Here is a 24,944-nt window from a genome sequence, read left to right on the forward strand (position 1 = left end):
CTATCAGCCGCCTGGTGCGACGGGGTTGAACACCGACGTCAGTTGCGCGCCGCTGGCTTGCAGACTTTCGTTGTCGTTGAGCCCCTGGCGCAGATAGCGCACCAGCGATGGCTGCAAGGAAATCGCCATGTCGGTTTCGCGATCACCGCCCGCCACGTAGGCGCCGACACTGATCAAATCGCGACTCTGCTGGTAACGCGACCACAGCTGTTTGAAATGCTGTGCCTGGACCATGTGCTCAGGCGTGACCACCGACGGCATGACCCGGCTGATGGACGCTTCGATATCGATGGCCGGGTAGTGCCCTTCTTCCGCCAGGCGCCGGGACAACACGATGTGGCCGTCGAGCACGCCTCGCGCGGCGTCCGCAATCGGGTCCTGCTGGTCATCGCCTTCGGAAAGCACGGTATAGAACGCAGTGATCGAGCCACCACCGGCCTCGGCATTGCCGGCACGCTCCACCAGCTTCGGCAGCTTGGCGAACACCGACGGCGGATAACCTTTGGTGGCAGGTGGTTCGCCGATGGCCAGGGCGATTTCCCGCTGGGCCTGGGCAAAACGGGTCAACGAGTCCATGAGCAACAGGACATTCTTGCCCTTGTCGCGGAAGTATTCGGCGATACGCGTGCAGTACATGGCTGCGCGCATGCGCATCAGCGGCGCGTCGTCCGCAGGCGACGCCACCACCACCGAACGCTTGAGGCCTTCCTCACCGAGAATGTGCTCGATGAACTCCTTCACCTCACGGCCCCGTTCGCCGATCAGGCCGACGACGATGATGTCGGCTTCGGTGAAGCGGGTCATCATCCCCAGCAGCACACTCTTACCGACGCCGGTACCGGCGAACAGGCCCAGCCGCTGACCGCGACCGACCGTCAACAACCCGTTGATGCTGCGAATGCCCACGTCCAGCGGTTGGCTGATCGGGTCGCGTTTGAGCGGGTTGATGGTCGGCCCGTCGAGGGGCACCCAGTCTTCGGCTTTCATCCCGCCCTTGCCGTCGAGCGCGCGGCCCGCACCATCGAGCACCCGCCCGAGCATGCTCATGCCCATCGGCAAGCGCCCGGCGTCAGCCAGCGGCACCACGCGCGCACCCGGGGCTATGCCGGCCACGCTGCCGACGGGCATCAGGAATACCTTGCTCCCGGAAAAGCCCATGACTTCCGCTTCGACCTGCACTGGATGGTGGCCGTGATCGTTGATCACCACACAGCGGCTGCCCATGGCGGCGCGCAGACCCTCGGCCTCCAGGGTCAGACCGACCATGCGCAACAGCCGTCCTTCCACCACCGGCTGCGCAGGCAGCTCAACGGCTTCGGCGTAGGAACTCAGGCGCTTGCCGAAGCTGGTGCGATCAAGGCGCATCGAGGTCTTCTGCGTCAGGCGTGATGGCGGCAACAGCAGCGACCGGCACGACTTTGCCGAGACTTGGTGCGAGGTCGAGATCGACACTCACGTCAGCCGGCGCCGGATGCAGGGCCTGGTCGTGCAACTGGTCGAACATCTTCGCCAGTGCCTGGGAGATGCGGGTTTCGATGGTCGCGTCGATGCGGCTGTGCTCGGTTTCGACTCGGCAGCCACCGGGCTGCAACGCGTCATCTTCGACAATGCGCCAGTCCTCCTCATGACGCTCGCGCAGGGCTTTGACCTGGGCAAAATCCTGAGGATTAATGAAAATGCGGACGTTCTGCGCGCCCATGGGCAGCAGCTTCAGGGCATCGCGCAGGACTCTACCGATGAGGGTTGAATCAACACTCAGCTCGCGCTGGATGACCTGGCGCGTAATGTGCCCCACCAGCTCGACCAGTGACTTTTCAATCTGCGAGTCTTGCTCGGCGATAGGGTCGAACAGGTTGACCATCAGTTGCTCAAGGCTACCGAGCCGGGCAGCCAGCGCCACTTCCGCCTCTTGCCGAACCTTGAGCTGAGTGCTGTGAAAGCCCTCTTTTTCGCCCGTGGAGAAACCTTCGTTGTAGGCCTCCTGACGAATGCTCTCCAGTTCTTCGAGGGTCAGCGGCTGGACCTCGTCCAGTGGCACCTCTTCCATCTCGGCCGGCTCTTCCACCGATTCCGGCTCCGGTTCGGGCGGCAGTTCCTGACGCGGGTCGAAGCTGGGCAATGACCAGACATCGAAGCCGCCAACGTCCTTGGCGCGAATCAGCTCGCTCGGCGGCTCTTTGTTGGAGCTGTACATGACTGGATCCTCAGATCATCTCTTCGCCGCCCTTGCCACCGAGAACGATTTCTCCGGCTTCGGCCATACGGCGAGCAATAGTGAGGATTTCTTTCTGCGCGGTTTCCACATCGCTGACACGTACCGGGCCTTTGGCCTCGAGATCGTCGCGGAGCAATTCGGCAGCACGCTTGGACATGTTCTTGAAGATCTTTTCCTTGATCGCTTCGTCGGAGCCCTTGAGCGCCAATACCAGCACATCGGAGGACACTTCGCGCAACAGGGCCTGGATACCACGGTCGTCGACATCGGCCAGGTTGTTGAAGACGAACATCAGGTCTTCGATCTGCGTCGACAAATCGCCATCGACTTCGCGGATCGAGTCCATCAACTGGCCTTCGACCGAGCTGTCGAGGAAGTTCATGATATCGGCGGCACGCTTGATACCACCGAGGGTGGTGCGCGCGGTGTTGGAGTTGCCTGAGAACTGCTTCTCCAGAATCAGGTTCAGTTCTTTCAACGCGGCCGGTTGCACGGTGTTCAGCGAGGAGACGCGCAGGATGATGTCCAGGCGCACCTTGTGGTCGAAATGCCCCAGCACTTCGCCAGCCTGGTCCGGGTCGAGATACGCCACCACGATCGCCTGGATCTGCGGGTGCTCGAAGCGGATCACATCGGCGACGGCGCGCGGCTCCATCCATTTCAGGCTGTCGAGACCGCTGGTGTTGCCACCCAGCAGAATCCGGTCGATCAGGCCGTTGGCCTTGTCTTCGCCCAGTGCCTGGGTCAGCATTTTGCGAATGTAGCCATCGGAGCCGACGCCCAGGCTGGTCTGGTCGCCGACGATCTCGACGAACTCGCTCATCACCTGTTCGACTTCTTCGCGGTGCACATTGCGCATCTGCGCCATGGCCACGCCGACGCGCTGAACTTCTTTAGGGCCCATGTGCCGCAGCACCTGCGCTGCGTCGGTTTCACCGAGGGACAGCAGGAGGATGGCGGCCTTTTCGACCTTGGTCATTTTGGTGGCAAGAGCCCGATTGTCACTCATCTGCGTTAATCCACTCTTTTACGACCTGGGCCACACGACCCGGGTCTTCAGCCACCAGACTTTTGATCGCATTCAGCTGTGCGTCATAACCCTCGGACGGGCTAGGCAACAGAATGCTTTGCGGACCACCTAGACTGACTCGATCGTTGGCCAACTCGCCGTCCAGACCCACCATGCCACCGAGCTCGACATCGCCGTCGGCTCCACCTGCGCGGCTCTTGCCATTGGTGATGTTGTTGAGCACCGGACGCAGCACGCCGAACACCAGCAGCAGGATGAACAACACACCCAGCACTTGCTTGACGATGTCCCAGAACCACGGCTGGGAGTAGAACGCAATATCCGGAATCACTTCGCCGCGATCCGCCGAGAACGGCACGTTGATCACGCTGACGCTGTCGCCACGACTGGCGTTGAAGCCGACGGCGTCCTGCACCAGACGGGTGAAGCGCGTCAATTCGTCGGCACTCCACGGCGTGTGGCTGACTTCACCTGTCTTGGCGTCGACCTTGGCACGATCATCCACCACCACCGCAACCGACAGGCGATTCACACGGCCTTGCTGTTGTTTGGTGTGGCTGATGGAACGGTCCAGCTCAAAGTTCTTGGTCGACTGCTGACGTTTGTCCGCCGGGTACGGTGCGAGCATTGGCTGGCCGGTGGCCGGGTCCATGATCTGCTGACCGTTTGCGTCCAGCAGCGGCTGACCTGGCTGAATCGCCTCGGCAGCGCCAGCAGTGGCCGCACCGGTTTTCTGCGGCGCAGAGGCCGGACCTGGCGGCTGGTTGCTCAATGCGCCGGGAACACCCGACGGACCGGAGCTGGAAGAGCGTTGTTCGTTGACCGATTGTTCGCTGCGCAGAGCCGGCTGGTCCGGGTTGAAGTTTTCCGCGGTGGATTCAACGGCACTGAAATCGACGTCGGCAGTGACTTCAGCCTTGTAGCGATCATTGCCCAGGATCGGCTGCAGGATGCTTTGCACGCGCTGGGTGAGCATGCCTTCCATGCGGCGGGTGTAATCGAACTGCTTGCCGGCCATGGTCAATTCAGAATTTTCAGACTGATCAGTGAGCAAGGCGCCCTTCTGGTCGACCACGGTCACTTGCGACTTGCTCAGCTCCGGAACGGCAGTCGCCACCAGATTGACAATCGCGTTGACCTGACCCGGCTCCAGCGAACGACCCGCGTACAACTCAATCAGCACCGAAGCACTGGGCTTGCGTTCGTCGCGCACGAACACCGAGCTTTTCGGAATCGCCAGGTGCACACGTGCGCCCTTGACGTTGTTCAGGCTGGAAATGGTCCGCGCCAGTTCACCTTCAAGACCACGACGATAGCGCGTGGCTTCCATGAACTGGCTGGTCCCCAGGCCCTGATCCTTGTCGAGAATTTCGAAACCGACATTGCCGTCGCCTGGCGCAACGCCGGCGCCGGCCAGTTTGATACGAGCACGCTGCAAATCGTCGGACTTGACCAGCAAGGCACCGGAGCTAGGCTCGACGGTGTAGGGAATGTCCGCCGACGCCAGGGTATCCATCACCTGTTTGGCATCCATACCGGCAAGGCTCGGGTACAGCGGCTTGTAGTCTGGCTGTTGGGACCAGAGCACCACGGCAAAGCCAATCGCCACGCTCGCCGCGAGACCGACCATCAGGCCGACCTGGCGCAGCATGGTCATTTCGGAAAGGTTTTCCAGGAAGGACAAACCAAACAAAGGCGGCTTGCCCGGAGCGGCACCCGTCTTGGCCGGTACGTTATCGGCGACTGCTTCAGCCATGACTCAAATCGTCCTTAAACCGGCATCTGCATGATGTCTTGGTAAGCCTGAACCAGTTTGTTGCGAACCTGGGTCAATGCCTGGAATGACACGCTGGCTTTCTGCGACGAAATCATCACGTCGGTGAGGTCCACGCCGCTTTTGCCGACTTCGAATGCGTTCGCCAACTGGCCTGATGCCTGCTGGGTGTCGTTAACTTTGTTGACCGCCTGGCCCAGCATGTCCGCGAAACTGCTGGTGCTGGCCACTTCAGGAGTGCCCGCGACTTTCGGCATGGACATGGCGTCCATCTGCATCGAGCGCATGTCCAACATCAAGCGATTAAATTCAACACCTTGGCTCATGACATCTCTCTCATAGGGGCCGCAGATTTTTGACACTCGTAAGCGGTTACATATGTATTAGCAACAAGAGTGCCAGTCATATAGTGGCACTTAGCCTGCTTTTAGATTGAAGTAGATGGCATTCGCCATTTCGCCTTTGCAGGCAAGCGATGGGCATTGAATCGCGGCGACCGGTTCCCGGTTGATCGCAGCCTTCGACAGCGCCTACAGGATGTGGGCAACGCGCGATTTTTGCGGAGTTTTTGATCTTCAAGATCCCACTGACGGAACACACCTATCGCCCCGTTCCCAGCAGGCCGGACGCAGGTCCTGTTTGGCTCCAACAGATGGTTTGGATCTTATGTGTCGAAAAAATCACGTAGCGAACAAATACGCCTCGACATCCATACCCGCATCACGCATCTGCGCCAGTTTGTAGCGCAATGTACGTGGGCTGATACCCAGACGCTCGGCCGCTTCCTTGCGCCGGCCACGCTCGGCACGCAGGGTATCGATGATCATCTGAAACTCACGTCTACGCAGGTCATCGCCCAGTGCGCCGCCAGACTCGCCATCACTGATCACCGCGTCGGCAGGCGCCGGGCGCGACGAAGTGATGAGGTGCGGCTGGGTCGGCACGCCAAGCGCCGGCAGTGGCGACGTAGAGACCGGCCCCGCCAGACAGAAATCCTGCGCCTGAATCACGCCGCCCTGCTGCAGGATCAGCGCACGCTGAATCGCGTTGTCCAGTTCGCGCACATTGCCCGGCCATGGATAGCTGATCAGGCATTGCTGAGCGTCCGGCGACAAACGAACGGCGGCGTGCTTCATTTTATTGACGTGTTTGACCAGCAAACGCTCGGCCAGCGGCAGAATGTCGGCAGTGCGCTCACGCAATGGACGCCAGGCCAGCGGAAACACCGACAACCGATAATACAAATCTTCGCGGAAGCGCCCCGCCGCCACTTCGCCAGCCAGGTCACGGTTGGTAGTGGCCAGTACCCGGATATCCAGGGTGATCGGCTTGCGTCCGCCGACGCGTTCGACTTCCCGCTCTTGCAACACCCGCAGCAATTTCGCTTGCAGACCCAAGGGCATTTCCGAAATTTCGTCGAGCAGAATAGTGCCACCATCGGCCTGTTCGAACTTGCCGGCCTGTGCAGCGATAGCGCCGGTGAACGAACCCTTCTCATGACCGAACAAGGTCGCTTCGAGCATGTTGTCAGGGATCGCCGCGCAGTTGATGGCAATGAACGGTTTGCCGGCGCGGGTCGATTGCTGGTGGATGAAACGCGCCAACACCTCTTTGCCCGTGCCCGACTCACCGGAAATCAACACCGTGGAGTCACTGCGCGCCACCCGCGTGGCGAGGTCCAGCAATTGCGCACTGGCCGGCTCGACGGCTACCGGGCCTTCACTCTCGGTCGGCCCCGGACGCCCCAGCGCATGACGCGCCACCAGCTCCATCAACACCTTCGGTTCGAAGGGCTTGACCAGATAATCCGCCGCGCCTTGGCGCATGGCATCCACCGCCCGCTCGACAGCACCGTGGGCTGTCATCAGCAACACTGGCAAATGCATATGACGGCTGCGCAAGGCACTGAGCAACTGGTGGCCATCCATGCCTGGCATGTTGACGTCGCTGACCACCAGCCCGAAGGTTTCTTCCGCCGCCGCTTCCAGCGCTTCTTCGGCAGAACCGACCGCGCGATATTCGTAGCCGGCCAAAGACAGGGTTTCACCCAGCGCTTCGCGCAATGAGGGATCATCCTCGACCAACAACACCTTGATCGCCATCAGTGGTTACTCTGATGAGTGAGGCTGGCGCCGTGACTGCTGGCAGGCACCAACGGCAAGGTGACGATCGCGCAGGTGCCCCGACCAGGACGCGAGCGAAACTGCAACTGACCCTGATGCGCACGGGTCACCGCGCTGACCACCGCCAGGCCAAGACCCGTGCCCGTCGCCTTGGTGGTAAAGAAGGGTTCGCCAATGCGCGCCAGCGTTGCGGCGTCGATCCCGCTTCCACTGTCACTGATGCACACCCGCAAATTGTTATCACGGCTGTACACATGAATCTTCAGCCGTGCCTTGCCGGCACTGGCCTGTACCGAGTTCTCGATCAGGTTGAGCAGTGCACCGACCAGCGTGTCGCGGTTGCACAGCAACTCACCGTCAACACCGTTGCACAGCCAACGCACCGGCATGTCTTGTACATGAGTGAGCGCCGCCGACTTCAAGGCCTCGAACAACAACTCCGGCGCCAGGCGATCCGTCAGCGGTAACTCGCCACGAGCGAACACCAGCATGTCGCGCACCTGATGCTCCAGCTCATGCAAACGCTCTTTCAGACGCCCGGCGAAACGCTGCTGAGTCGCCAGCGGCAGCTCCTGCTCGGTCAAATGACTGGCATAGATCAAGGCAGCAGACAGTGGCGTGCGAATCTGATGCGCCAGCGAAGCCACCATCCGCCCCAGCGACGACAAGCGTTCATGACGCGCCAATTGGTCTTGCAGGTGACGGGTTTCAGTCAGGTCGGTCAACAACACCAACTGCCCCGGCTCAGCATCCAGCGAACGGGTGGCGATCGACAGGCGTCGACCGTCTTTGAGCGACACTTCATGGCCGTCATCTTCACGCGGTGCAAAGCTGCGGGTGATGACGTGCCGCCACAGCATGCCCACCAGAGGCTCACCCAACAGGTCGACGGCCGCCGGATTGGCTTCACCCACTACACCATGGCCGTCAATGACGATGACGCCGCCGGGCAGCAGCGACAGCAGGTTTTGCAGACGGTTGGCCAACAGCTCCTTTTCCGCCAGTTCCTGCATGCGCTGGGCACTGACCACTGCCAGCTCGCCCTTGAGCTCCGTGACGCGCGCCTCAAGCAAGCTGTAGGAATCGCTCAACTGGTTCGACATTTGATTGAACAGCGAGAATGCCTGCTCAAGCCCTACCCGACTGGCTTCTTCGGGGGACAGCTGCGCTTCGACGGGAAGAGCAGAAGACATCTGGGCAGCTTGGGACATAGTGATCTCTCGCATGGCGAACCGTCATTAAACGGTATGTTGCGAGAGACATAGCAATACCCGTGCCTAAAAAAAACCCCTGAAGATTCAGGGGTTTAGTGTTTGGGCTGAAAGCCAGGCGTCAATCATCCGCCTGTTCATCGCCTTCACGACGGCTCATGCCGTATTTGCGCATCTTTTCCACCAGCGTGGTGCGACGAATCCGCAGGCGTTCCGCGGCGCGAGCCACGATACCGTTTGCGTCGTCCAGCGCCTGTTGAATCAAACCCTGTTCGAGGCCGCCCAGGTAGTCCTTGAGGTCCAGACCTTCCGGTGGCAACAGTGCGCTAGCAGTGAAATCCGGCGTACCGCCGTTGATTGCCACACGCTCTTCCAGATCACTGCGCAGGCTGTCGACCAGCTGCTCGTCTTCATCATCGACGTAGCGGAATTTCTTCGGCAGTTCGGCCACGCCGATCACCCCATAGGGGTGCATGATCGCCATGCGCTCGACCAGGTTCGCCAGCTCACGGACGTTGCCCGGCCAGGCGTGACGGCAGAGCGACATGATCGCCGCCGAGTTGAAACGAATCGAACCGCGCTTCTCGTGCTCCATGCGCGAGATCAGTTCATTCATCAGCAACGGAATGTCTTCGACACGCTCACGCAGCGGCGCCATTTCAATTGGGAATACGTTGAGTCGGTAGTACAGGTCTTCACGGAAAGTGCCGACCTCGATCATGCTTTCCAGGTTTTTGTGTGTCGCGGCGATGATCCGCACGTCCACACTTTGGGTCTTGTTGCTGCCGACACGCTCGAAGGTGCGCTCTTGCAGCACGCGCAGCAGCTTGACCTGCATCGGCAGCGGCATGTCGCCGATTTCGTCGAGGAACAGCGTACCGCCGTTGGCCAGCTCGAAGCGCCCGGCCCGGCTGGTGATCGCCCCGGTGAACGCGCCTTTCTCGTGGCCGAACAGCTCGCTTTCCAGCAACTCGGCAGGAATGGCCCCGCAGTTGACTGGCACGAACGGCGCGTCACGACGCTTGGAGTGATAGTGCAGGTTGCGCGCGACCACTTCCTTGCCGGTACCGGACTCGCCAAGAATCAGCACGCTGGCGTCAGTGTCGGCCACCTGCTGCATCATCTGCCGCACATGCTGAATCGCGCGACTGGTACCTACCAGGCTGCGGAACAGGTTCGGCTCGCGATGACGACCACGCTCACGGGCCTGATCGTACATTTCACGATAGACCTGGGCACGGTGCAGGGAGTCGAGCAACTTGCTGTAGCTCGGCGGCATTTCGAGGGTGGACAGCACACGGCGGCGCAAGTCGTCAGGAAGCTCGGCGGGAGAATTTTCACCCATCAGCATCACCGGAAGGAACTCATCCCATGCAGCGATGGTCTTTAGTAGCCCCTGAAGACTCGCGGGGGCGCTGACCGTGCCAATCAGCACGCACAGCACTTCTCGGGTGGACGCCAGAGAAGTGACCACCTGCTGCCAGTCCTGGCTTGAGCAGGATAAATTTTCTTCGCCAAGAAAATTTAGAATGACCGCCATGTCGCGGCGGCGCTGGCTATCGTCATCGATCAGCAGAATCTTGATTTCACGCCACATGCAATAGCAACTTCCCTAGTCAACTCAATGCCCATGAATGGGGGGCAAGCTTGGCATCTACAGCCAGTACGGCTATTTCGACGCCAGAAAATAGTAAACATCACTAGTTAAGTCAAAAAACCGTACACAGTCAAATTTATGGCGCACCACTTTTCGATCTACCCAGCTTTTAACCGAACAGATGGTAAACCTTTGCCGCGTTTTTGGCATGCTGGATCTGCGTCATCTCATCGACTATTGCCTGACGCTCGCCCGTAGCCACTGCCAATAACTGCCGATAGACACCCAGCAGCTCTTCCAGATTGCTGCGAACCGCTGTTTCGTCGAGGGGAGCCTCCTTGATCACATCGTCCACGCAGGCACGACACGCCAGGTCCAGCTGACCGATGGCTTCCCAGTTGCGCTCGGCCAGTGCATCTACCAACGCTTCACGGGTTTCTTCGATACGCCGCAGTACAAGACTCATGGTGCTCTCCTCAAAACGGCAGGCAATTAAACGGCGACGGCATCCCATCCTTCCTTGACCGTGCGCAACAAATCCGCGACTTCGTCGAGGACTTTCGGGTCATTCTGAATATTCGCTTCGGCCAGACGCTTCATCATGTACACGTACAGGTTGTCGACACGGGCCAGGCTCTCGCCCTGCTTCTCCATGTCCAGACCTTCGCGCAGGCCGCCAATGATGCCAATGGCTTTGCTGATCGACACGCCCTTGTTGGGAATATCCTTACGTTCCATGGCGCCTTTGGCCTGAGCAATGCGATCCAGACCGCCTTCCATCAGCATTTGTACCAAACGGTGCGGGCTGGCTTCAGAGGTCTGGGCTTGTGCGCCTACCTTCTGATACTGCCGTAGCGCTAACATCGGGTTCATGTTCTACCTCATGACAACTGAAGAGTTCGTATAAAGGGTATCGACGCCGGGGTCAAAAACTTTAGAGCAAAAAGCCAAAAACCCGGCACGCAATGAAATGCAGCCGGGCTTTTGGCGTTCAGCTATCGGTCAGCCGCTTTTTTGAGCGTTCAACGAAGCGAAGAACGAGGTGATGCTGCTCGCTGTCGCTTTCAGCTGCCCTACCACCAGGTCCATGGCGTTGTACTTGGCGGTCAGCTGCGCCGTCAAGTCGGAGGTGCGTTGCGTCAAGTCGGCCTGTTGATTGCTCAGGTCGCTTTGCTGCTGGTTCAGACTGGAACTCCGGGTCGCCAGAATCCCGCCCGTTTGGGTGTAAGGCGTCAGTACTGCACCCATGCGTGCCAACAAACCATTGGTGCTGTTGGTGCCGGTGAACATGTCTTGAACCTGACTGCCCAATTGCGCGTTTTTGGTCATTGCGGACGAGAACGAGGTAGCGTCGAAACTCAATGTACCGTCGGTCTGTTGAGTCTTGATGCCCAACTGCGACAGAACCGACAGCTGACTGCCCGGCCCCGGCGTTACCAACTGCGTGCGCAAGGAGGCGATCAGGGTACGTGGCAACGAGTCGCCGTTCATTGCGCCGCCCCCGGAGACAACCCCGGTGGTCGGATCGGCAACACCCGGTGCGGTCAGGGTGTTCAAGGTGGTCATCAAGGCGTTGTAGGCCGTGACAAAGGTTTGCAACGAAGTTTGCAGACCGGCGGTGTTCTGCGCGACGGTCACGATTGACGTGGCACCAGCCCCAGCCAGCAGGGTCATGCTCATACCGCCGACTGGCGTTACCGTGTTGCTTTTGCTGGTGATCGCCAGGCCATCGACGGTGAACTTGGCATCCTGGGCGATCGCACCCATGTAACCGGAACCGGTCGCCGTGCCATCCATCTTCTGCGTGCCATCGATTGCCAGACCGGCAATACCACTGACGGTCATGTCCGATCCGGCGCCCGTTACCGACGAGCCAAACACCAGGCGCGAGCCATTGCCGTCGGTCACGATGTTGGCGCTGATACCGGCGGTTTTCATCCCGGCGTCGGCGTTGATCGCGTCACGCACCGATTGCAGGGTAGCGCCAGACGGAACTGTCAGATTGTGAGCAGTGCCATTTTGACTGATGGTCAAGGTACCAGTCGGAATGGCACTGGCTGCACCACCAGCAAACGCCGCGCTCGCGATTTTCGAACCGGTCGCCAGCTGTCCCACAACGATGCTGTACGTACCAGGAACCGCGGTGTTATCGGTGGTTGCGCTCAACGTAGTGGCGTTGGACGACGTTGCACCGTAAGCCGGGAACTGCGGTGGTTGTTGAGGATCGCCCAGCTTGGTCAGTGCCGCTTGATAAGCCGCCATCGCACTCTGTAATTGACCAATACCAGACAACTTCGACGCAACGTCCGCAGTTTGCGTGGTGATCTGGCTTTTCTGCGCCGCGGTGTCGGAGGCGACCAACGCCGTTACAATCGAGCCGATATCAAGGCCAGAGCCGAGACCTGTACTCGTGGTAATTGGACTTGCCATGTGTATCTCCTTTCAGTTTTTTACGACAGTCTTTTGACCCACACTTCAGCCAAAGGAACCTGGCAACACGAATCATGCCAAGTGTCAGGCTTTTCCATCAAACAACACGCTACCCGCGCTGCTCAAACTGTCCGCCAGTTTCAAGGCTTCCTCGGAAGGAATTTGCCGCACGACTTCACCCGTGGCGCTGGCGATGACTTTCACGACCACTTTGCCGGAGGTTTCATCTATCGAGAATTCCAGGTTGCGCTTGACCGACTGGACGAACTTCTCGATTTCCTGCACGGCGTTTTTCAATTTGTCAGCATCCGCATCCTTGCTCCCGGACGAAGCCGTAACGGGACTGACCGGAGGCACCGCAGCCGGTTTATCGGTAATAGTTGTACTTACCGGTGCCGGGGCTGGGTAAGACAAGTTCAGCTTGACGCTCATATCCATGTCCATCACCTCTTAAACCAAAAAAGCGAGAGAGCGCAATAAACGCACTCCCCCGCCAAAACTCAATCCGAAGATTACTGAAGCAGTTTCAGTACAGCGGATGGCAGCTGGTTAGCCTGGGCCAGAACAGCGGTGGAAGCCTGTTGCAGCGTTTGCTGCTTGGTCAGGTTAGCGGTTTCAGCTGCGAAGTCGGTATCCTGAATACGACCCAGTGCAGCGGTAGCGTTCTGGTTAACGTTTTGCAGGTTGTTGATGGTGCTGGTCAGACGGTTTTGCGAAGCACCCAAGCTGGCGCGAGTGGCGTTGATCGCTGCCAGAGCGGCGTCGATAGCGGTGATCGCGTTGTCGATGTTGCTTGCCGCTGCGGCGCTGGTAGCACCAGTCAAAGCAGTAGTACCCGAACCTACCGACAGGCTCACGGCGTCGAATTTCGAGCTCAGAGTCAGGTCGATGTGGTTAGCAGTACCGGTGTTGGAACCCACTTGCAGGGTCATCACGCCAGCCGAACCGTCCAGCAGGTTCTTGCCGTTCAGGTTGGTCGAAGCCGAGATACGAGTCAGTTCGTCAGACATCTGAGCGTATTCTGCGTTGGTCGCAGTTTGGTCAGCAGTGCCGTTGGTGCCGTTACGTGCTTGTACAGCCAGTTCACGCATACGTTGCAGAATGTTGGTCGATTCTTGCAGCGCGCCTTCAGCGGTTTGCGCCATCGAGATACCGTCGTTGGCGTTTTTGATGGCTACGGTCTGACCACGGATCTGGCTGGTTTCACGAGTTGCGATCTGCAGGCCGGCGGCGTCGTCTTTAGCGCTGTTGATTTTCAGGCCGGAAGAAAGACGGGTCATCGAAGTAGTCAGAGCATCAGACGCCTTGTTCAGGTTTGCCTGAACGGCCAGGGATGCAACGTTGGTGTTTACGCCTAACATAGTGAAATCCTCGTTGGTTGGGTACTGCGGCTTCCGGCCCTGGCAACCGCCGGGTATGGCCTAGAGAACCTTCGTAATGGTTATCGTCGTGACTGCAAGGAGCTTGAGGGCTTTTTTGAAAAATTTTGCCATTACTCTGACATCCCTACAGATGTCGGGGCCTCCAGCGGTATCTGCCTTGCCTGTAACGCCGTGTTAACACCATTGATTCCAACCGTTTTGAGGTTTGGCGTCTCCGAAGAGACGCCGGGTTTGGTACTTTTCTTTTATTGCAGCAGCTTTAATACGGCGGAAGGCAATTGATTGGCCTGCGCAAGGATCGCGGTGGAGGCCTGTTGAAGGATTTGGTTTTTGGTCAGTTCGGCGGTTTCCGACGCGTAGTCGACATCCTGGATCTGGCCCCGTGAGGCGACTGCATTCTGGATAGAGTTGCGCAGGTCGTTAATCGTGCTACTCAGACGATTCTGCTTTGCACCCAAGTCGGCGATAGATGAGTTGATGGTTTGCAGAGCCCGGTCGATGGCGTCAATCGAAGCCTTGATGTTTTCGCCTTGTGCGACGTCGTTCAAAGCTTTGGTTGCTGCGTTGGCGGTGTTTAGGTCGCTGTATTTGACGACTGCATCGTCGAAGGCACTTTGCGCAGTCTTAACAGCCGTTTCTGCAGTGGCGTAATCCGGGTCAGTAGCATTCAGTTTTTTAAAGGCTGCATTCGCATCCCTCAATGCCAAATCGGTCGTCTCCACTGCGTTCTTTTCAGTCTCGGTATTTTTCAACTCGAGGACATTTTTCTTTCCGGACCCGTCAATCGCATAACGGGTGTACTCACCTGCCGTGGTGCCTGCCGAACCGTTGGTCGTAGCATCAGCTGCGACTGCAGCTATTGTCTCCTTCGCCTTGAACAGGGCAGCAGCTGTGAAATCCCCCGCGAGCGACACATTGATCTGCTCTGCCGCGCCAGTACCCGCGCCAATATGAAGCGTCAGAATTCCCGCGCTACCGTCGAGCAACTTAAGGCTTCCACCGAAGTTGGCGCTTTGAGCCTTACGGGTCAGTTCATCATTCAATTCCTGATATTCAGCATTCAGGGCATCTCGATCAACTTTGCCGTTGGTGCCATTTTTCGACTGAACGGCAATTTCGCGCATGCGCTGCAAGATATTGCCTGACTCCTTCAATGAGCCCTCGGCAGTTTGAATAATGGAAATTCCATCATTGGCATTTCGGCTTGCCACCGTCATGCCTTTGATTTGAGTCGTCAGGCGGCTGGCAATCTGGATACCGGCGGCATCGTCCTTGGCACTGTTTATCCTCAGCCCCGAGGACAAACGCGCCATCGTAGTGCTCACTGAATCGGACGCACGATTCAAATTACCTTGAACCGACAGTGAGGCTGTATTGGTATTTACGGTTAAAGCCATGGCAAAAGTCCTCGCAACAAACAGAGAATACCGGCTTTCAAAAAGGTGACTGCATCAAACACACTTTTGAAAGCTTGCAACCTGTTTATCGGAGGGATCGAAAGCGGCTTTAACCGATCAAAAAACAACACTTAGTAATAACGCGCTATATACACCCTACATCTGTAGGGCAGATTAAGCGTAAGTCACTATTTTTAAAATTATTTGCTTTTGTAATATTTTCTTTCAAATAAGCCTGATTATTTGATCCTCTCACAACACAGCAGGGACAAAACATGTTCATCCCCCCCAAAGTGATGACCGACTTCATCCTCAACCTCGCCAGCCGGAATGACCACTTCACTTCACCGTACGGGCGGCCGTGGGCGTCGCCGCGTAAGCAGTGCTCGGCGCGGCAACACGGCTGCGCCGACAGTACGGTCCGTCGAGCCGGACCTTACCAGCGCGGCGATCAATTCACTTTATTCTGGAGCGAGGCTGGGTGCGATGACTGGAAATGTATGACCGTCTGGCGCTTGAGCAAGCGTTGCATCAGCCGGGATTACAACGGCTTCGCTCATTACCAAGCGAAAACGCAACCGTTTGCTACAGTCAAACAGTGACTTGAAGCAACTCCACCAACTCATACTCCAGGTAATCCGCCAGCCCGAGGCTGTCCCGCGCTTCCTGGCATTTCAGCATCGACTTCAGCAACTCAAGCCACTGTTGTTGCCTGACCGTTGGGCCTTTGGAAAACAACGGCATCAGTTCCGTGAACAGCTCGACCATGTCCAGCGCTGCTTCGACGTCGCGTCCCAGGCGGAACAGCCCCGCGCAACGACGCGTGGCCTCGAGCCGATCAGGCGAGCCGATCACTGGGTGAACTCCGGATTGAAGCGGGTGCCGGCAATCATCGCGCCCTCGCGGCTACTGTTGAAAAAGCTCACCTGTGGATGCTTGGCGATGTAGCGCTCCAACTCGCTCAGGTAGCGACGGAAGTTAAGCTGAGTCTTGACCCTCTGCCCACGACCATCGAGCACCCAGTGCCGAGCAAGGTTGACCCCCGGCCCGAGTTCGCCGTCTTTCCAGCTGGCGTGAGTCTTGTTCATCGGGAAAGCGAAGTCCGCGCCAAACAGGGTGATCTGCGCGGCGCCCATTTTTACCGCCAGGTCCACCGCAGGATGAATCACGCTGCCGCCGACATACAACTCGCCCCGGTCGTTCTTTTCGCGCATATTGCGATAGATCGGGCTGGCCGAGTAACTCGCATAGCGCCAGCCCTTCCACGCACGCAACACTTTGGGGTTGCTCAACGGCATGTACACCAGCGGAATCTTGTCGGACTGCTCCGACGGCAAATGCAACGCAGTGATGCGCTGATCGATACTCACCACCATGTCGGGCTTGATGCCCTGCTCCATCAACGGCCGGTAGGCGGTATCGACACTGATAAACAGCGGTCGTGGGCTTTGCGCGCGGATCACCTTCAGTTTTTCGAACTGCTGCTCAAGACTCGGGCCGGTACCGATCACGTAGATTTCCCGGCCGGCCTGACTGCCAAACAGCTCGGTCACGTTACGGTCACTGCGCAGCAGTTGCAGGCTGGCTTTCAGGCGCTTGAGGATCTGCGGCGACTGCGGGTTGAACTCGCGGTTGTTGAAGTTCAGGTGCACTTCACTGACCAGCCGATCGCGGATCTTGGCGTTCAGCTCGTCCGCCAGTTCCAGTTCGGAAGGCAGTGCAAAGAACGGCAGGCGGATTTCCCGGTCATCGACGGCGTAGCTCAGTTCGACCCGTGGCTCGCTCAGCCAATCGACTTGATCGAATTGCTCCAGAATCAACTTGAACAAGGCGCCGTTGAGGATATGCACCTGCAAGCGATTGAGGTCGCTGCGCTCCAGCAGGACGCGTTGCACATCACCCAGCCCGGTGCCGTAGACATGCGCAATGGAACTCGCGAGCGGCAGGCTGGCCGCTTGCAGACGGGCTTCAGCGAAGCGGTCATGGCGACTGGTCAACTGAATGCCATCGATACTGAGTGTCGCGCCCTTGCCGGTCACTTGCTCGGCGCGGATCGATTGGCTGTCTTCGGCCAGCAAACGGGTAAACAGCGTCGGCCAGCGGCGCTGTAGCACCTCGGCATTACGCTGAAAACAATCGCTCATGCGGCCTCGCTTACTGATACAGACAAAAAAATAGCGCCCAAGGTTAACCCACCTTGAGCGCCACCATTCGTCCTGTTTCGAAAATAACTGATTTTTTTGACGTCAAATCAGCAACCTGACAGGTTGCGCTGACGCCAAATCATCAGGGCCGGTGAATAATCGCCGAGCCCCAGGACAGGCCAACCCCAAACCCGCTCAACGCGACCCGTTTCCAGGTGGCGTCCATCGCATGCTTTTCCAACAGCAACGGAATGCTCGACGACACCGTGTTCCCGGTCTCCAGCATGTCCTTGACGAATTTCTCCGGCTCACCCTCGAAGCGTCGCGCCACGGCGTCGACGATGGCCGCGCTGCCCTGGTGAATGCAGAACGCATCGATATCGGACGACTGCAAACCTGACTCGCCCAACAGTTCGTGCAAGTGTGCCGGCACCTTGATCAAGGCGAAGTTGAAGACCTGACGACCGTTCATGTAGAACACCCCGTCATTGACCTTCAAATGCGGTGCACCTGAGCCATCGGTACCAAACTTGGCCTTGCCCAGTTGCCAGACAGGGTCTTCGCCCATCCAGGTCACCGTCGCCGCATCACCGAACAGCATCGTGGTGTTGCGGTCTTCCGGATCGACAATTTTCGAATACGGGTCGGCGGTGATCAGCAGGCCGTTCTTCAACCCCGTGGCTTCCATGAAGCCCTTCATGGCGTAGATGCCGTAGACGTAGCCCGAGCACCCCAGGGAGATGTCGAACGCCGCCACGTGAGTCGGCAGGCCGAGCTTGTCTTGAACGATGGCGGCGGTGTGTGGCAAGCCGTCTTCGTCGCCGTTCTGGGTCACCACGATCAGCGCGTCGATGGACTCGCGCTTGAGGTGAGGATTCTTTGCAAACAAGGCATTCACTGCCTCGACGCACAAATCGGAAGTTTCTTGCGCATCGTCTTTGCGTGGCAGAAAAGCAGAACCGATCTTGCCAAGGATGAACTCGTCATCCTTGCCGAATTTGGCACCCTGCGCGTAATTGTCAACGCCGGCTGCGGGCACGTAACTCGCTATGCTTTTTATGCCAATCATCATGGCTTCCCAATAATAAATTGCTTGATATCACGACTCGCTGAATCGAGTGGTGCCGACAAACAGGAATTTTCCATCGCCAGCGGGCGACTACGGGAGACGATCAAAGGCTAAATACAAGACCCACTAAAGGCCTGACGCCATCATCACCGCTCCATACGATACAGTGAAGATGCGCGTTATGACTCATAGGTCACTAAGTTTTGTCCGCTTTTATACCGTACCGTACCCAACGCCTGGCTGAACGACGCTGCATAAGGCGGTCCAGCGGGCTGACCTTGTGTCTGCTGGCGAGTTTACATTCATCACCTGTAGGACCTGTGGTGTGCCCGGATGCTACTCGACCAACGCCCAATCCAGCGCGGTGCCACGGACCAGCGCGGTGCGCGCCTTGCGCCCGATGACGTTGTCGATGTGCTTGGGCGCCAGCCCCAGGCCGGGGCGGATGGCGCGCACGTTATCGGTGCTGAACAGCTCACCGGCGACCATGTCACGCACCACGTACAACGAGCGGCGATAGACCAGCGACTTCTGCTCGGCCACGGTCGGCCCATAGTGAACCTGGCCCAAGGCCTGCCAGGCGCGCTCGGTCTCGACCACCAGACTGGCCAGCTCGGCGGGCTCCAGCGAGAAGCTCGCATCCACCCCGCCCGCAGACCGGTCAAGGGTGAAGTGTTTTTCCACCACGCTGGCACCGAGCACCACGGCCGCTACCGAGACGCCCACGCCCATGGAGTGATCGGACAAACCCACCTCGCAACCGAACATCTCACGCAGGTGTGGAATGGTGCGTAGGTGGCTGTTTTCCGGGGTGGCCGGGTAGGTGCTGGTGCATTTGAGCAGCACCAGATCTTTGCAGCCCGCCTCACGAGCCGCGCGCACCGTTTCGTCGAGTTCGGCGACGCTGGCCATGCCGGTAGAGATAATCAAGGGTTTACCGGTGGCCGCCACCCGACGGATCAACGGCAAATCGGTGTTTTCGAAACTGGCGATTTTGTAGGCCGGCACCTCAAGGCTTTCGAGGAAGTCCACCGCGCTCTCATCGAACGGCGTCGAGAACGCCACCATCCCCAGTTCCCTGGCACGCTGAAAGATCGGCGCATGCCACGCCCACGGCGTATGGGCCTTTTCGTACAGCGCATACAGCGAGGTGCCGGCCCACAGGCTGTTCGGGTCCTTGATGAAGAACTCATCGTGGTCCAGATCCAGGGTCATGGTCTCGGCGGTGTAGGTCTGCAGCTTCAATGCGTGAGCACCGGCACGCGCCGCGGCTTCGACAATCTGCAACGCCACCTCCAGCGACTGGTTATGGTTGCCACTCATCTCGGCGATGATAAACGGAGGTGAGCCGGCGCCAATCGAACGCTGGCCAATCTTGAAGCTAGTCATGTGGATGATCCTTTAGCACGCGCTCGAAACGGCAATCTGCCTGCTCATAGCCCGCGTCGCGAAACAGATTGATCGAAGCCTGATTGGCCGGCAGCACCTGTGCATCGATCGCCTGCAACTGCGGCCAATGGCGCTGGATAAAGCCCTCGCCGCTGTTGAGCAACGCCCTGCCCCAGCCCAGACCGAAGCGCCCTTCGAACAGATAAATCGATACCTCGGCCCGTGCCCCGTCGAGGTCGTAACGCAACACCCCGATCGGCCCGTCCAGCGCCTCGGCCACCAGCAGCAGGCGCTGCGGATTGGCCAAGGTCGACGCCAGCCAGATCAGGTGACTGGACCAGTCAATGGTCTGCGCTTGCACCGACCAACGACGCACCGCCTCGGCGGTGCGCCCGTCGAACAGCAAACGCGCATCGTCCATGCTCGCCGCACGCAGTTGCATAAACTCCCCGGCCAAGGCAGCGGCCACGCGCTTGACGCCCAAGCCATCGACCAGACTGCGCGAGCGCTCGGCAAAACTCTGGCGCAAGCCCTGATTGGCCACCAGCACACTGATCGCCTGACGCAAGGACTCCACGGTGACCATTTCTCGCGGCCCCAGGTACAGGTGCGCGCCGACCGCCGCCATGCATTCGCCATTGGCCTGCTGGTTACCGGCCACGGCGATGCTAATGGTTGGCAGCCCCAAGGCGGCACGTTCCCAGCTGGTACCGCCGCCGGCGCCGATGAACAGATCGGCCTGAGCCATCAGCTCGGCGAACTGTTCGGTATGGGTTTGCAGGCGCCAGTCAGCGCGCCCTTGCGCCATGGCCTGCATCCGCTGCCACTCGGGGTTGCCGGTGCCGGCAATGAAGTCCACCTCAAGGCCGTCGATCCCTTCCAGCGCCTGCATGGCCTTCCAGGTTTCGCCGGCAGCATCGAAGCCACCGAAATTCACCAGCAGCCGCCGTGCATGTGGCCGAATCGCTATCGGCTCGCGCTTGAATTCGTCGCGGATCATGGCAAAGCGTGGCCCGAACAGCCCCCGACATTCAGCGTCGATCCACGGTGCGTAGGCGCTGGGCGTGCCACTGAAATTCTGGTCGAGCAACAGATCGACCGCATGCCGACGATTGGCCAGGTCATCGATGGCGGCGATGCGCGGCGCCCACTGTCGGGCCGCCGTTTGCCACCGGTGATCGAGACCGTAGTGGTCGACGATCACCCAATCGAATCGCGCCCCCGCCAATTGCAGCTGCAGGCCATCGATATCGGCCTGCCAGGGCAACGCCGCTTCAATGTCGACTTCAGCGCCGATTGCCTCGGCCGTCAGCCGATAAGTGCGCCAGCCCTGAGCCGCCAGACGATCGAGCAAATGCCCCGGCAGCTCCCGACAGGCAAACGCCACTTCCGCCCCGCCGTCGCGCAGCACCGTGGCCAGGGTCAGGCAGCGGGCGATGTGTCCGCTGCCAATCGCATGGGAGGCGTCGGCGCGAATCAGGACTCTCATGGTTCCAGCTCTCCACCGGCTTTGAGTGCCGCGTAGAGGAATTCGGCACGGGTCCAGTCTTGCTCGGTGTCGATATCCTGCACCAGATGCCGAGGCAAAATCACCGGCAGACTCTGCGCTGAATACAACACCTCGCCGCGCAACCAGGCCTCGCTACGACCCCAATAGAATTGCCCGGCATCCTGATAAGCCTCGGGCAAATCCTGGGAGCGGGTGTCACGGTACTGCGGGTACAGCGAGGTCAACGCGCCCTGAGCATCGATAGTCAAGGCGCGCTGCACCGGAAAGGCAAAACTGCACAGGGAAAAGGCGAAGGATTTTTCCGGGTGCTGCTGCAACAAGCGTAAACCTTCGCGCAAAAAGCGCACCTGGAGCAAGGGTGCGGTGGCGTAGATGCAGCACGCGAAATCGTAGGTCTGACCCTCTGCCTGCAACGTCCGAACCGCGTGTTCGATGACCGCCGCGGTGCCGGTGTAATCATCGGCCAGTTCTGCAGGACGCAGAAACGGCACCTGCGCGCCATGGGCCCGCGCGACCGCCGCGATCTCTGCATCATCGGTGCTGACCAGCACCTGATCGAACACCCCGGACTTCAACGCTGCGCGAATCGAACCGACAATCATCGGTTCGCCGTTGAACAGCTTGAGGTTCTTGCGCGGGATACGTTTGCTGCCACCCCGCGCCGGGATGATCGCGATGGCAGTCACGGGCGTTTTTCCAGGAGAAACCAGGTGATGTCGTCGGAAGGGAATTGTGGGTCTCGGTGATAGCTGAAACCGTAATCCAACAGTTGCAGATCGCTGTAGCGATCGAGCATTTCACCGGCAAAATCGCGCTTGAACAGCTTGCCGCTGTTGCCGCGATACAGCACTTCGACTGGTGCCGGGTTGTAGTACTCGGCGATCAAAATGTAGCGGCTGCTCAAGTCATACAACTGCGCGTAGGCCGCTGGCAGTAATTCGGGTGCCAGGTGAATCAGCACGCCTTTGGTCATGGTCAGGTCGAAGCTGCGCGCCTGTGGATAATCGAACAACGAACCCTGCCAGACACTGGCGATGCCCAGGCTTTGTGCCTGAGCATGAGCTTTGGCATTGATCTCGACGCCGTGCAAATGGCAGCCTGGCAGCAGTTGGTGCAAGGCCAACAGGTTGTTGCCGATGTTAGTGCCCAGTTCCAGCACACTGTTCAGGCGCTGGGTACGGGCGAGGATCCGCGAAAATAACGCGAGGTTGCCGGCGATCAGGGTATTGCCCTGATTACGCTCGACGTACTGGTCGCCAAAATCGCCCTGCCAGAATTGTTCTTGTGCGGTTAGTTCACGCATGGCTCATGCTCATAAATTCAAAAAATCACGTAATCCGCTTCTGCCGAAGGCGTAGGAGCTGGCTTGCCTGCGATCTGCTGCGCAGCGGCAGTAAAACCAGGCAGCGCGGAGTGTCAGGTAAAACCGATAACCTGAATATGCGACTGCTGCGCAGCCGATCGCGAGCAAGCTTGCTCCTACGCCTTCGGCAGAAACAAAAGCAGATTGCGCAACTGCTCAACCACATAGTCCTGTTGTTCGTCGCTCAGGTCCGGAAATAACGGCAGGCTGATCGCCTCGCCGAAGTAACGCTCGGCTTCGGGGTAATCGCCGTCGGTAAAACCCTGCTCGCGGTAATAGGGTTGCAGATGCACCGGGATGTAATGCAGGTTCACCCCGACTCCAGCGCTACGCATCGCATCAAAGACGGCGCGTTGACTCAGCTTGAGTTGCTCAAACGGCACCCGCACCACATACAAATGCCAGGCTGACTCAGCACCTTCCTGCTGCGTCGGCAAGGTCAGCGGCAGATCGGCCAACAGTCGGTGATAACGTGCCGCCAACTGCCGGCGTTTGGCAACAAACGCGTCCAGCCTGGCGATCTGCGACAAACCCAGTGCCGCATGCAGATCGGTCATCCGGTAATTGAAGCCCAGCTCCAGTTGCTGGTAGTACCACAAACCATGATCCGGCACCGACATCTGCGACGGCTCGCCGGTGATGCCGTGACTGCGCAAGCGCCGTAGACGCTCAGCCAATTCAGGCCGATTGGTCAGGACCATGCCGCCTTCGCCGGTGGTGATGATCTTCACCGGGTGAAAACTGAAGATGGTCATCGCCGCATGGGCACCGCTGCCCACCGGCCTGCCCAAGTACGAAGCGCCCACTGCGTGCGAGGCGTCTTCGATCAGGGTGAAGCCATAACGCTCGGCCAGTTCGGCGATGCGCCGCATGTCGCAGCTCTGCCCGGCAAACGCCACCGCTACCACCACTTTCGGCAATGTCCCGGCTCGCTCCGCCGCTTCCAGCTTCGACGCCAACAACCCGGCATCGAGGTTCCAGGTCAGCGGATCGATGTCGACGAAATCCACCTCGGCGCCGCAATAACGCCCGCAGTTGGCCGAGGCAACGAAGGTATTGGGCGTGGTCCACAACCGATCACCCGCGCCCAGCCCAGCGGCCAGGCAGGCAATGTGCAGTGCCGCCGTGGCATTGCACACGGCGATCGCAAACTCGGCCTGACAATGCGCCGCCAACGCCGCCTCGAAACGCGGTACCGCTGGCCCTTGGGTCAACCACGGCGACTTGAGCACTTCGACCACGGCATCGATGTCCGCCTGGTCGATGTTCTGCCGCCCGTAGGGAATCGAGAACGGCGTCATACGTCCTGCTTATGCAGGTCGGCAATCTGGCTCACGCTCATGAACTGCGGATTGTTGTCAGAACGGTATTCGAAGTTTTCGTCCACTGCCTCGCCGCGCTCGCCCAGCCCGTCGACCGCGAAGTCGACGTCAACACTGGTGAAGCGAATCGATGGCTGGATGGTGTAGTGATCCTTGAACTCGATGGTCATCCGTGCATCGTCCAGCGGCACCATCAGCTCGTGCAGCTTTTCACCCGGACGAATACCGACGTTTTTGTGCGGCAAATGCCCGGCCATGCCTTTGGCCAGATCAACGATGCGCACCGAGGGAATCTTGGGCACGAACACTTCGCCGCCATGCATCCGCGCGAAGCTGTCGAGCACGAACTGCACGCCGTGATCCAGGGTGATCCAGAAGCGCGTCATGCGTGGGTCGGTGATCGGCAGTTCTTGCGCGCCGTCACTGATCAGCTTGTTGAAGAACGGCACCACCGAACCCCGCGAGCCAGCGACGTTGCCGTAGCGCACCACGGAAAACCGCGTCTGCTGGTCACCGGCAATGTTGTTGGCCGCGACGAACAGCTTGTCTGACAGCAACTTGGTGGCGCCGTACAGGTTGATCGGGCTGGCCGCCTTGTCGGTGGACAGCGCAATCACCTTCTTCACCCCGTTGTCGATGGCGGCGGCGATAATGTTCTCCGCGCCATTGACGTTGGTTCGAATGAATTCTGTCGGGTTGTATTCTGCCGCCGGCACTTGCTTCAGGGCTGCGGCATGCACCACGTAATCGATCCCGCGCATGGCCACGCGCAAGCGCTCGGCGTCACGCACGTCGCCAATGAAGTAGCGCATGCAGGGCGCGTTGAACACTTGCTGCATCTCGTACTGCTTGAGCTCGTCGCGGGAGAACACCACCACCCGCTTGGGCTGGTATTGCTCCAGCAAGCGGCGGATGAAATTGCGCCCGAACGAACCCGTGCCGCCGGAGATGAAAATCGATTTGCCGTTGAACATGCCGTGCGTCCTCT

24 protein-coding genes are annotated in these 24,944 nt (G+C 59.1%); 1 reads left to right on the top strand and 23 read right to left on the bottom strand.

Annotated features, from left to right (window positions below):
* Positions 1 to 3: 3 nt before the first annotated feature.
* From fliI to ACF0H7_RS22670, 14 genes are all read right to left on the bottom strand, one after another.
* Complete coding sequence (fliI, locus tag ACF0H7_RS22605) at positions 4 to 1,365, bottom strand: flagellar protein export ATPase FliI (protein WP_397449079.1); 1,362 nt, start codon at positions 1,363 to 1,365, stop codon at positions 4 to 6.
* Positions 1,355 to 2,194, bottom strand: coding sequence for a flagellar assembly protein FliH (fliH, locus tag ACF0H7_RS22610; protein ID WP_397449080.1), 840 nt, complete (start codon positions 2,192 to 2,194; stop codon positions 1,355 to 1,357). The genes fliI and fliH overlap by 11 nt, the downstream gene beginning before the upstream one ends.
* Before the next feature lie 10 nt (positions 2,195 to 2,204).
* Positions 2,205 to 3,224, bottom strand: coding sequence for a flagellar motor switch protein FliG (fliG, locus tag ACF0H7_RS22615; protein WP_397449081.1), 1,020 nt, complete (start codon positions 3,222 to 3,224; stop codon positions 2,205 to 2,207).
* The gene (gene fliF / locus ACF0H7_RS22620) at positions 3,217 to 5,001 is read right to left on the bottom strand and encodes a flagellar basal-body MS-ring/collar protein FliF (RefSeq protein ID WP_397449082.1); all 1,785 of its coding nucleotides are present in this window, start codon (positions 4,999 to 5,001) and stop codon (positions 3,217 to 3,219) included. Before fliF ends, fliG begins: the two co-directional genes overlap by 8 nt.
* 14 nt (positions 5,002 to 5,015) lie before the next feature.
* Positions 5,016 to 5,345 (bottom strand): flagellar hook-basal body complex protein FliE, encoded by a 330-nt coding sequence (gene fliE, locus ACF0H7_RS22625; RefSeq protein ID WP_397449083.1) that lies wholly within the window; start codon positions 5,343 to 5,345, stop codon positions 5,016 to 5,018.
* A gap of 354 nt (positions 5,346 to 5,699) precedes the next feature.
* A complete protein-coding gene (locus tag ACF0H7_RS22630; RefSeq protein WP_397449084.1) occupies positions 5,700 to 7,121 on the bottom strand; it encodes a sigma-54-dependent transcriptional regulator in 1,422 nt (473 codons plus the stop codon).
* The gene (locus tag ACF0H7_RS22635) at positions 7,121 to 8,353 is read right to left on the bottom strand and encodes a sensor histidine kinase (protein WP_397449085.1); all 1,233 of its coding nucleotides are present in this window, start codon (positions 8,351 to 8,353) and stop codon (positions 7,121 to 7,123) included. Before ACF0H7_RS22635 ends, ACF0H7_RS22630 begins: the two co-directional genes overlap by 1 nt.
* A 121-nt stretch (positions 8,354 to 8,474) precedes the next feature.
* A complete protein-coding gene (fleQ, locus tag ACF0H7_RS22640; RefSeq protein ID WP_397449086.1) occupies positions 8,475 to 9,950 on the bottom strand; it encodes a transcriptional regulator FleQ in 1,476 nt (491 codons plus the stop codon).
* Positions 9,951 to 10,119: 169 nt separating this feature from the next.
* Positions 10,120 to 10,416 carry a flagellar protein FliT gene (locus ACF0H7_RS22645; RefSeq protein ID WP_397449087.1) on the bottom strand — a complete coding sequence of 99 codons (297 nt, stop codon included), beginning with the start codon at positions 10,414 to 10,416 and terminating at the stop codon, positions 10,120 to 10,122.
* A 26-nt stretch (positions 10,417 to 10,442) separates the two neighbouring features.
* Positions 10,443 to 10,823 (bottom strand): flagellar export chaperone FliS, encoded by a 381-nt coding sequence (gene fliS, locus ACF0H7_RS22650; protein WP_397449088.1) that lies wholly within the window; start codon positions 10,821 to 10,823, stop codon positions 10,443 to 10,445.
* Between the two features lie 129 nt (positions 10,824 to 10,952).
* A complete protein-coding gene (gene fliD / locus ACF0H7_RS22655) occupies positions 10,953 to 12,380 on the bottom strand; it encodes a flagellar filament capping protein FliD (protein ID WP_397449089.1) in 1,428 nt (475 codons plus the stop codon).
* Positions 12,381 to 12,464: 84 nt separating this feature from the next.
* On the bottom strand, positions 12,465 to 12,818 hold the full coding sequence (locus ACF0H7_RS22660) for a flagellar protein FlaG (protein ID WP_397449090.1): 354 nt from the start codon (positions 12,816 to 12,818) through the stop codon (positions 12,465 to 12,467).
* Between the two features lie 74 nt (positions 12,819 to 12,892).
* The gene (locus ACF0H7_RS22665; protein WP_397449091.1) at positions 12,893 to 13,741 is read right to left on the bottom strand and encodes a flagellin domain-containing protein; all 849 of its coding nucleotides are present in this window, start codon (positions 13,739 to 13,741) and stop codon (positions 12,893 to 12,895) included.
* Positions 13,742 to 14,007: 266 nt separating this feature from the next.
* Positions 14,008 to 15,159 carry a flagellin gene (locus ACF0H7_RS22670; RefSeq protein WP_397449092.1) on the bottom strand — a complete coding sequence of 384 codons (1,152 nt, stop codon included), beginning with the start codon at positions 15,157 to 15,159 and terminating at the stop codon, positions 14,008 to 14,010.
* Positions 15,160 to 15,434: 275 nt separating this feature from the next.
* Between ACF0H7_RS22670 and ACF0H7_RS22675 the strand changes: the two genes are divergently transcribed.
* Positions 15,435 to 15,761, top strand: coding sequence for a hypothetical protein (locus ACF0H7_RS22675; protein ID WP_397449093.1), 327 nt, complete (start codon positions 15,435 to 15,437; stop codon positions 15,759 to 15,761).
* On the opposite strand, the gene ACF0H7_RS22680 is transcribed toward ACF0H7_RS22675, so the two are convergent.
* The 9 genes from ACF0H7_RS22680 to pseB all read right to left on the bottom strand — a co-directional run bounded on the left by ACF0H7_RS22680 (position 15,751) and on the right by pseB (position 24,930).
* The gene (locus tag ACF0H7_RS22680; RefSeq protein ID WP_397449094.1) at positions 15,751 to 16,014 is read right to left on the bottom strand and encodes a hypothetical protein; all 264 of its coding nucleotides are present in this window, start codon (positions 16,012 to 16,014) and stop codon (positions 15,751 to 15,753) included. The two genes, ACF0H7_RS22675 and ACF0H7_RS22680, sit on opposite strands and share 11 nt — an antisense overlap.
* Positions 16,011 to 17,303, bottom strand: a complete 1,293-nt coding sequence (locus ACF0H7_RS22685; protein WP_397449095.1) for a motility associated factor glycosyltransferase family protein — start codon at positions 17,301 to 17,303, stop codon at positions 16,011 to 16,013. The genes ACF0H7_RS22680 and ACF0H7_RS22685 overlap by 4 nt, the downstream gene beginning before the upstream one ends.
* 142 nt (positions 17,304 to 17,445) lie before the next feature.
* A complete protein-coding gene (locus tag ACF0H7_RS22690) occupies positions 17,446 to 18,372 on the bottom strand; it encodes a ketoacyl-ACP synthase III (RefSeq protein WP_397453989.1) in 927 nt (308 codons plus the stop codon).
* Positions 18,373 to 18,708: 336 nt separating this feature from the next.
* Complete coding sequence (pseI, locus tag ACF0H7_RS22695) at positions 18,709 to 19,761, bottom strand: pseudaminic acid synthase (RefSeq protein WP_397449096.1); 1,053 nt, start codon at positions 19,759 to 19,761, stop codon at positions 18,709 to 18,711.
* Entirely contained in the window at positions 19,754 to 21,250 is a 1,497-nt protein-coding gene (gene pseG / locus ACF0H7_RS22700) for a UDP-2,4-diacetamido-2,4,6-trideoxy-beta-L-altropyranose hydrolase (protein ID WP_397449097.1), read from the bottom strand. Before pseG ends, pseI begins: the two co-directional genes overlap by 8 nt.
* Positions 21,247 to 21,957: a pseudaminic acid cytidylyltransferase gene (pseF, locus tag ACF0H7_RS22705; protein WP_397449098.1), complete on the bottom strand. Its 711-nt coding sequence runs from the start codon at positions 21,955 to 21,957 to the stop codon at positions 21,247 to 21,249. The genes pseG and pseF overlap by 4 nt, the downstream gene beginning before the upstream one ends.
* A complete protein-coding gene (locus ACF0H7_RS22710; protein ID WP_397449099.1) occupies positions 21,954 to 22,574 on the bottom strand; it encodes a pseudaminic acid biosynthesis-associated methylase in 621 nt (206 codons plus the stop codon). Before ACF0H7_RS22710 ends, pseF begins: the two co-directional genes overlap by 4 nt.
* A 176-nt stretch (positions 22,575 to 22,750) precedes the next feature.
* Complete coding sequence (gene pseC / locus ACF0H7_RS22715; RefSeq protein ID WP_397449100.1) at positions 22,751 to 23,935, bottom strand: UDP-4-amino-4,6-dideoxy-N-acetyl-beta-L-altrosamine transaminase; 1,185 nt, start codon at positions 23,933 to 23,935, stop codon at positions 22,751 to 22,753.
* Positions 23,932 to 24,930 carry a UDP-N-acetylglucosamine 4,6-dehydratase (inverting) gene (gene pseB, locus ACF0H7_RS22720; protein ID WP_397449101.1) on the bottom strand — a complete coding sequence of 333 codons (999 nt, stop codon included), beginning with the start codon at positions 24,928 to 24,930 and terminating at the stop codon, positions 23,932 to 23,934. Before pseB ends, pseC begins: the two co-directional genes overlap by 4 nt.
* Positions 24,931 to 24,944: the final 14 nt, after the last annotated feature.

This window comes from Pseudomonas sp. NA-150, assembly GCF_044336365.1.
Classification (GTDB): Bacteria; Pseudomonadota; Gammaproteobacteria; order Pseudomonadales; family Pseudomonadaceae; genus Aquipseudomonas.

Coding starts and splice junctions, on each gene's coding strand:
- fliD (WP_397449089.1), bottom strand. CDS start 12,380: ATGGCAAGTCCAATTACCACGAGTACAGGTCTCGGCTCTGGCCTTGAT.
- ACF0H7_RS22670 (WP_397449092.1), bottom strand. CDS start 15,159: ATGGCTTTAACCGTAAATACCAATACAGCCTCACTGTCGGTTCAAGGT.
- fliI (WP_397449079.1), bottom strand. CDS start 1,365: ATGCGCCTTGATCGCACCAGCTTCGGCAAGCGCCTGAGTTCCTACGCC.
- ACF0H7_RS22685 (WP_397449095.1), bottom strand. CDS start 17,303: ATGAGCGATTGTTTTCAGCGTAATGCCGAGGTGCTACAGCGCCGCTGG.
- ACF0H7_RS22645 (WP_397449087.1), bottom strand. CDS start 10,416: ATGAGTCTTGTACTGCGGCGTATCGAAGAAACCCGTGAAGCGTTGGTA.
- fliH (WP_397449080.1), bottom strand. CDS start 2,194: ATGTACAGCTCCAACAAAGAGCCGCCGAGCGAGCTGATTCGCGCCAAG.
- ACF0H7_RS22660 (WP_397449090.1), bottom strand. CDS start 12,818: ATGGATATGAGCGTCAAGCTGAACTTGTCTTACCCAGCCCCGGCACCG.
- fliF (WP_397449082.1), bottom strand. CDS start 5,001: ATGGCTGAAGCAGTCGCCGATAACGTACCGGCCAAGACGGGTGCCGCT.
- fliG (WP_397449081.1), bottom strand. CDS start 3,224: ATGAGTGACAATCGGGCTCTTGCCACCAAAATGACCAAGGTCGAAAAG.
- fliE (WP_397449083.1), bottom strand. CDS start 5,345: ATGAGCCAAGGTGTTGAATTTAATCGCTTGATGTTGGACATGCGCTCG.
- pseG (WP_397449097.1), bottom strand. CDS start 21,250: ATGAGAGTCCTGATTCGCGCCGACGCCTCCCATGCGATTGGCAGCGGA.
- ACF0H7_RS22710 (WP_397449099.1), bottom strand. CDS start 22,574: ATGCGTGAACTAACCGCACAAGAACAATTCTGGCAGGGCGATTTTGGC.
- pseB (WP_397449101.1), bottom strand. CDS start 24,930: ATGTTCAACGGCAAATCGATTTTCATCTCCGGCGGCACGGGTTCGTTC.
- fliS (WP_397449088.1), bottom strand. CDS start 10,823: ATGAACCCGATGTTAGCGCTACGGCAGTATCAGAAGGTAGGCGCACAA.
- ACF0H7_RS22675 (WP_397449093.1), top strand. CDS start 15,435: ATGTTCATCCCCCCCAAAGTGATGACCGACTTCATCCTCAACCTCGCC.
- pseI (WP_397449096.1), bottom strand. CDS start 19,761: ATGACTAGCTTCAAGATTGGCCAGCGTTCGATTGGCGCCGGCTCACCT.
- pseC (WP_397449100.1), bottom strand. CDS start 23,935: ATGACGCCGTTCTCGATTCCCTACGGGCGGCAGAACATCGACCAGGCG.
- ACF0H7_RS22690 (WP_397453989.1), bottom strand. CDS start 18,372: ATGATTGGCATAAAAAGCATAGCGAGTTACGTGCCCGCAGCCGGCGTT.
- ACF0H7_RS22635 (WP_397449085.1), bottom strand. CDS start 8,353: ATGTCCCAAGCTGCCCAGATGTCTTCTGCTCTTCCCGTCGAAGCGCAG.
- ACF0H7_RS22665 (WP_397449091.1), bottom strand. CDS start 13,741: ATGTTAGGCGTAAACACCAACGTTGCATCCCTGGCCGTTCAGGCAAAC.
- fleQ (WP_397449086.1), bottom strand. CDS start 9,950: ATGTGGCGTGAAATCAAGATTCTGCTGATCGATGACGATAGCCAGCGC.
- ACF0H7_RS22630 (WP_397449084.1), bottom strand. CDS start 7,121: ATGGCGATCAAGGTGTTGTTGGTCGAGGATGATCCCTCATTGCGCGAA.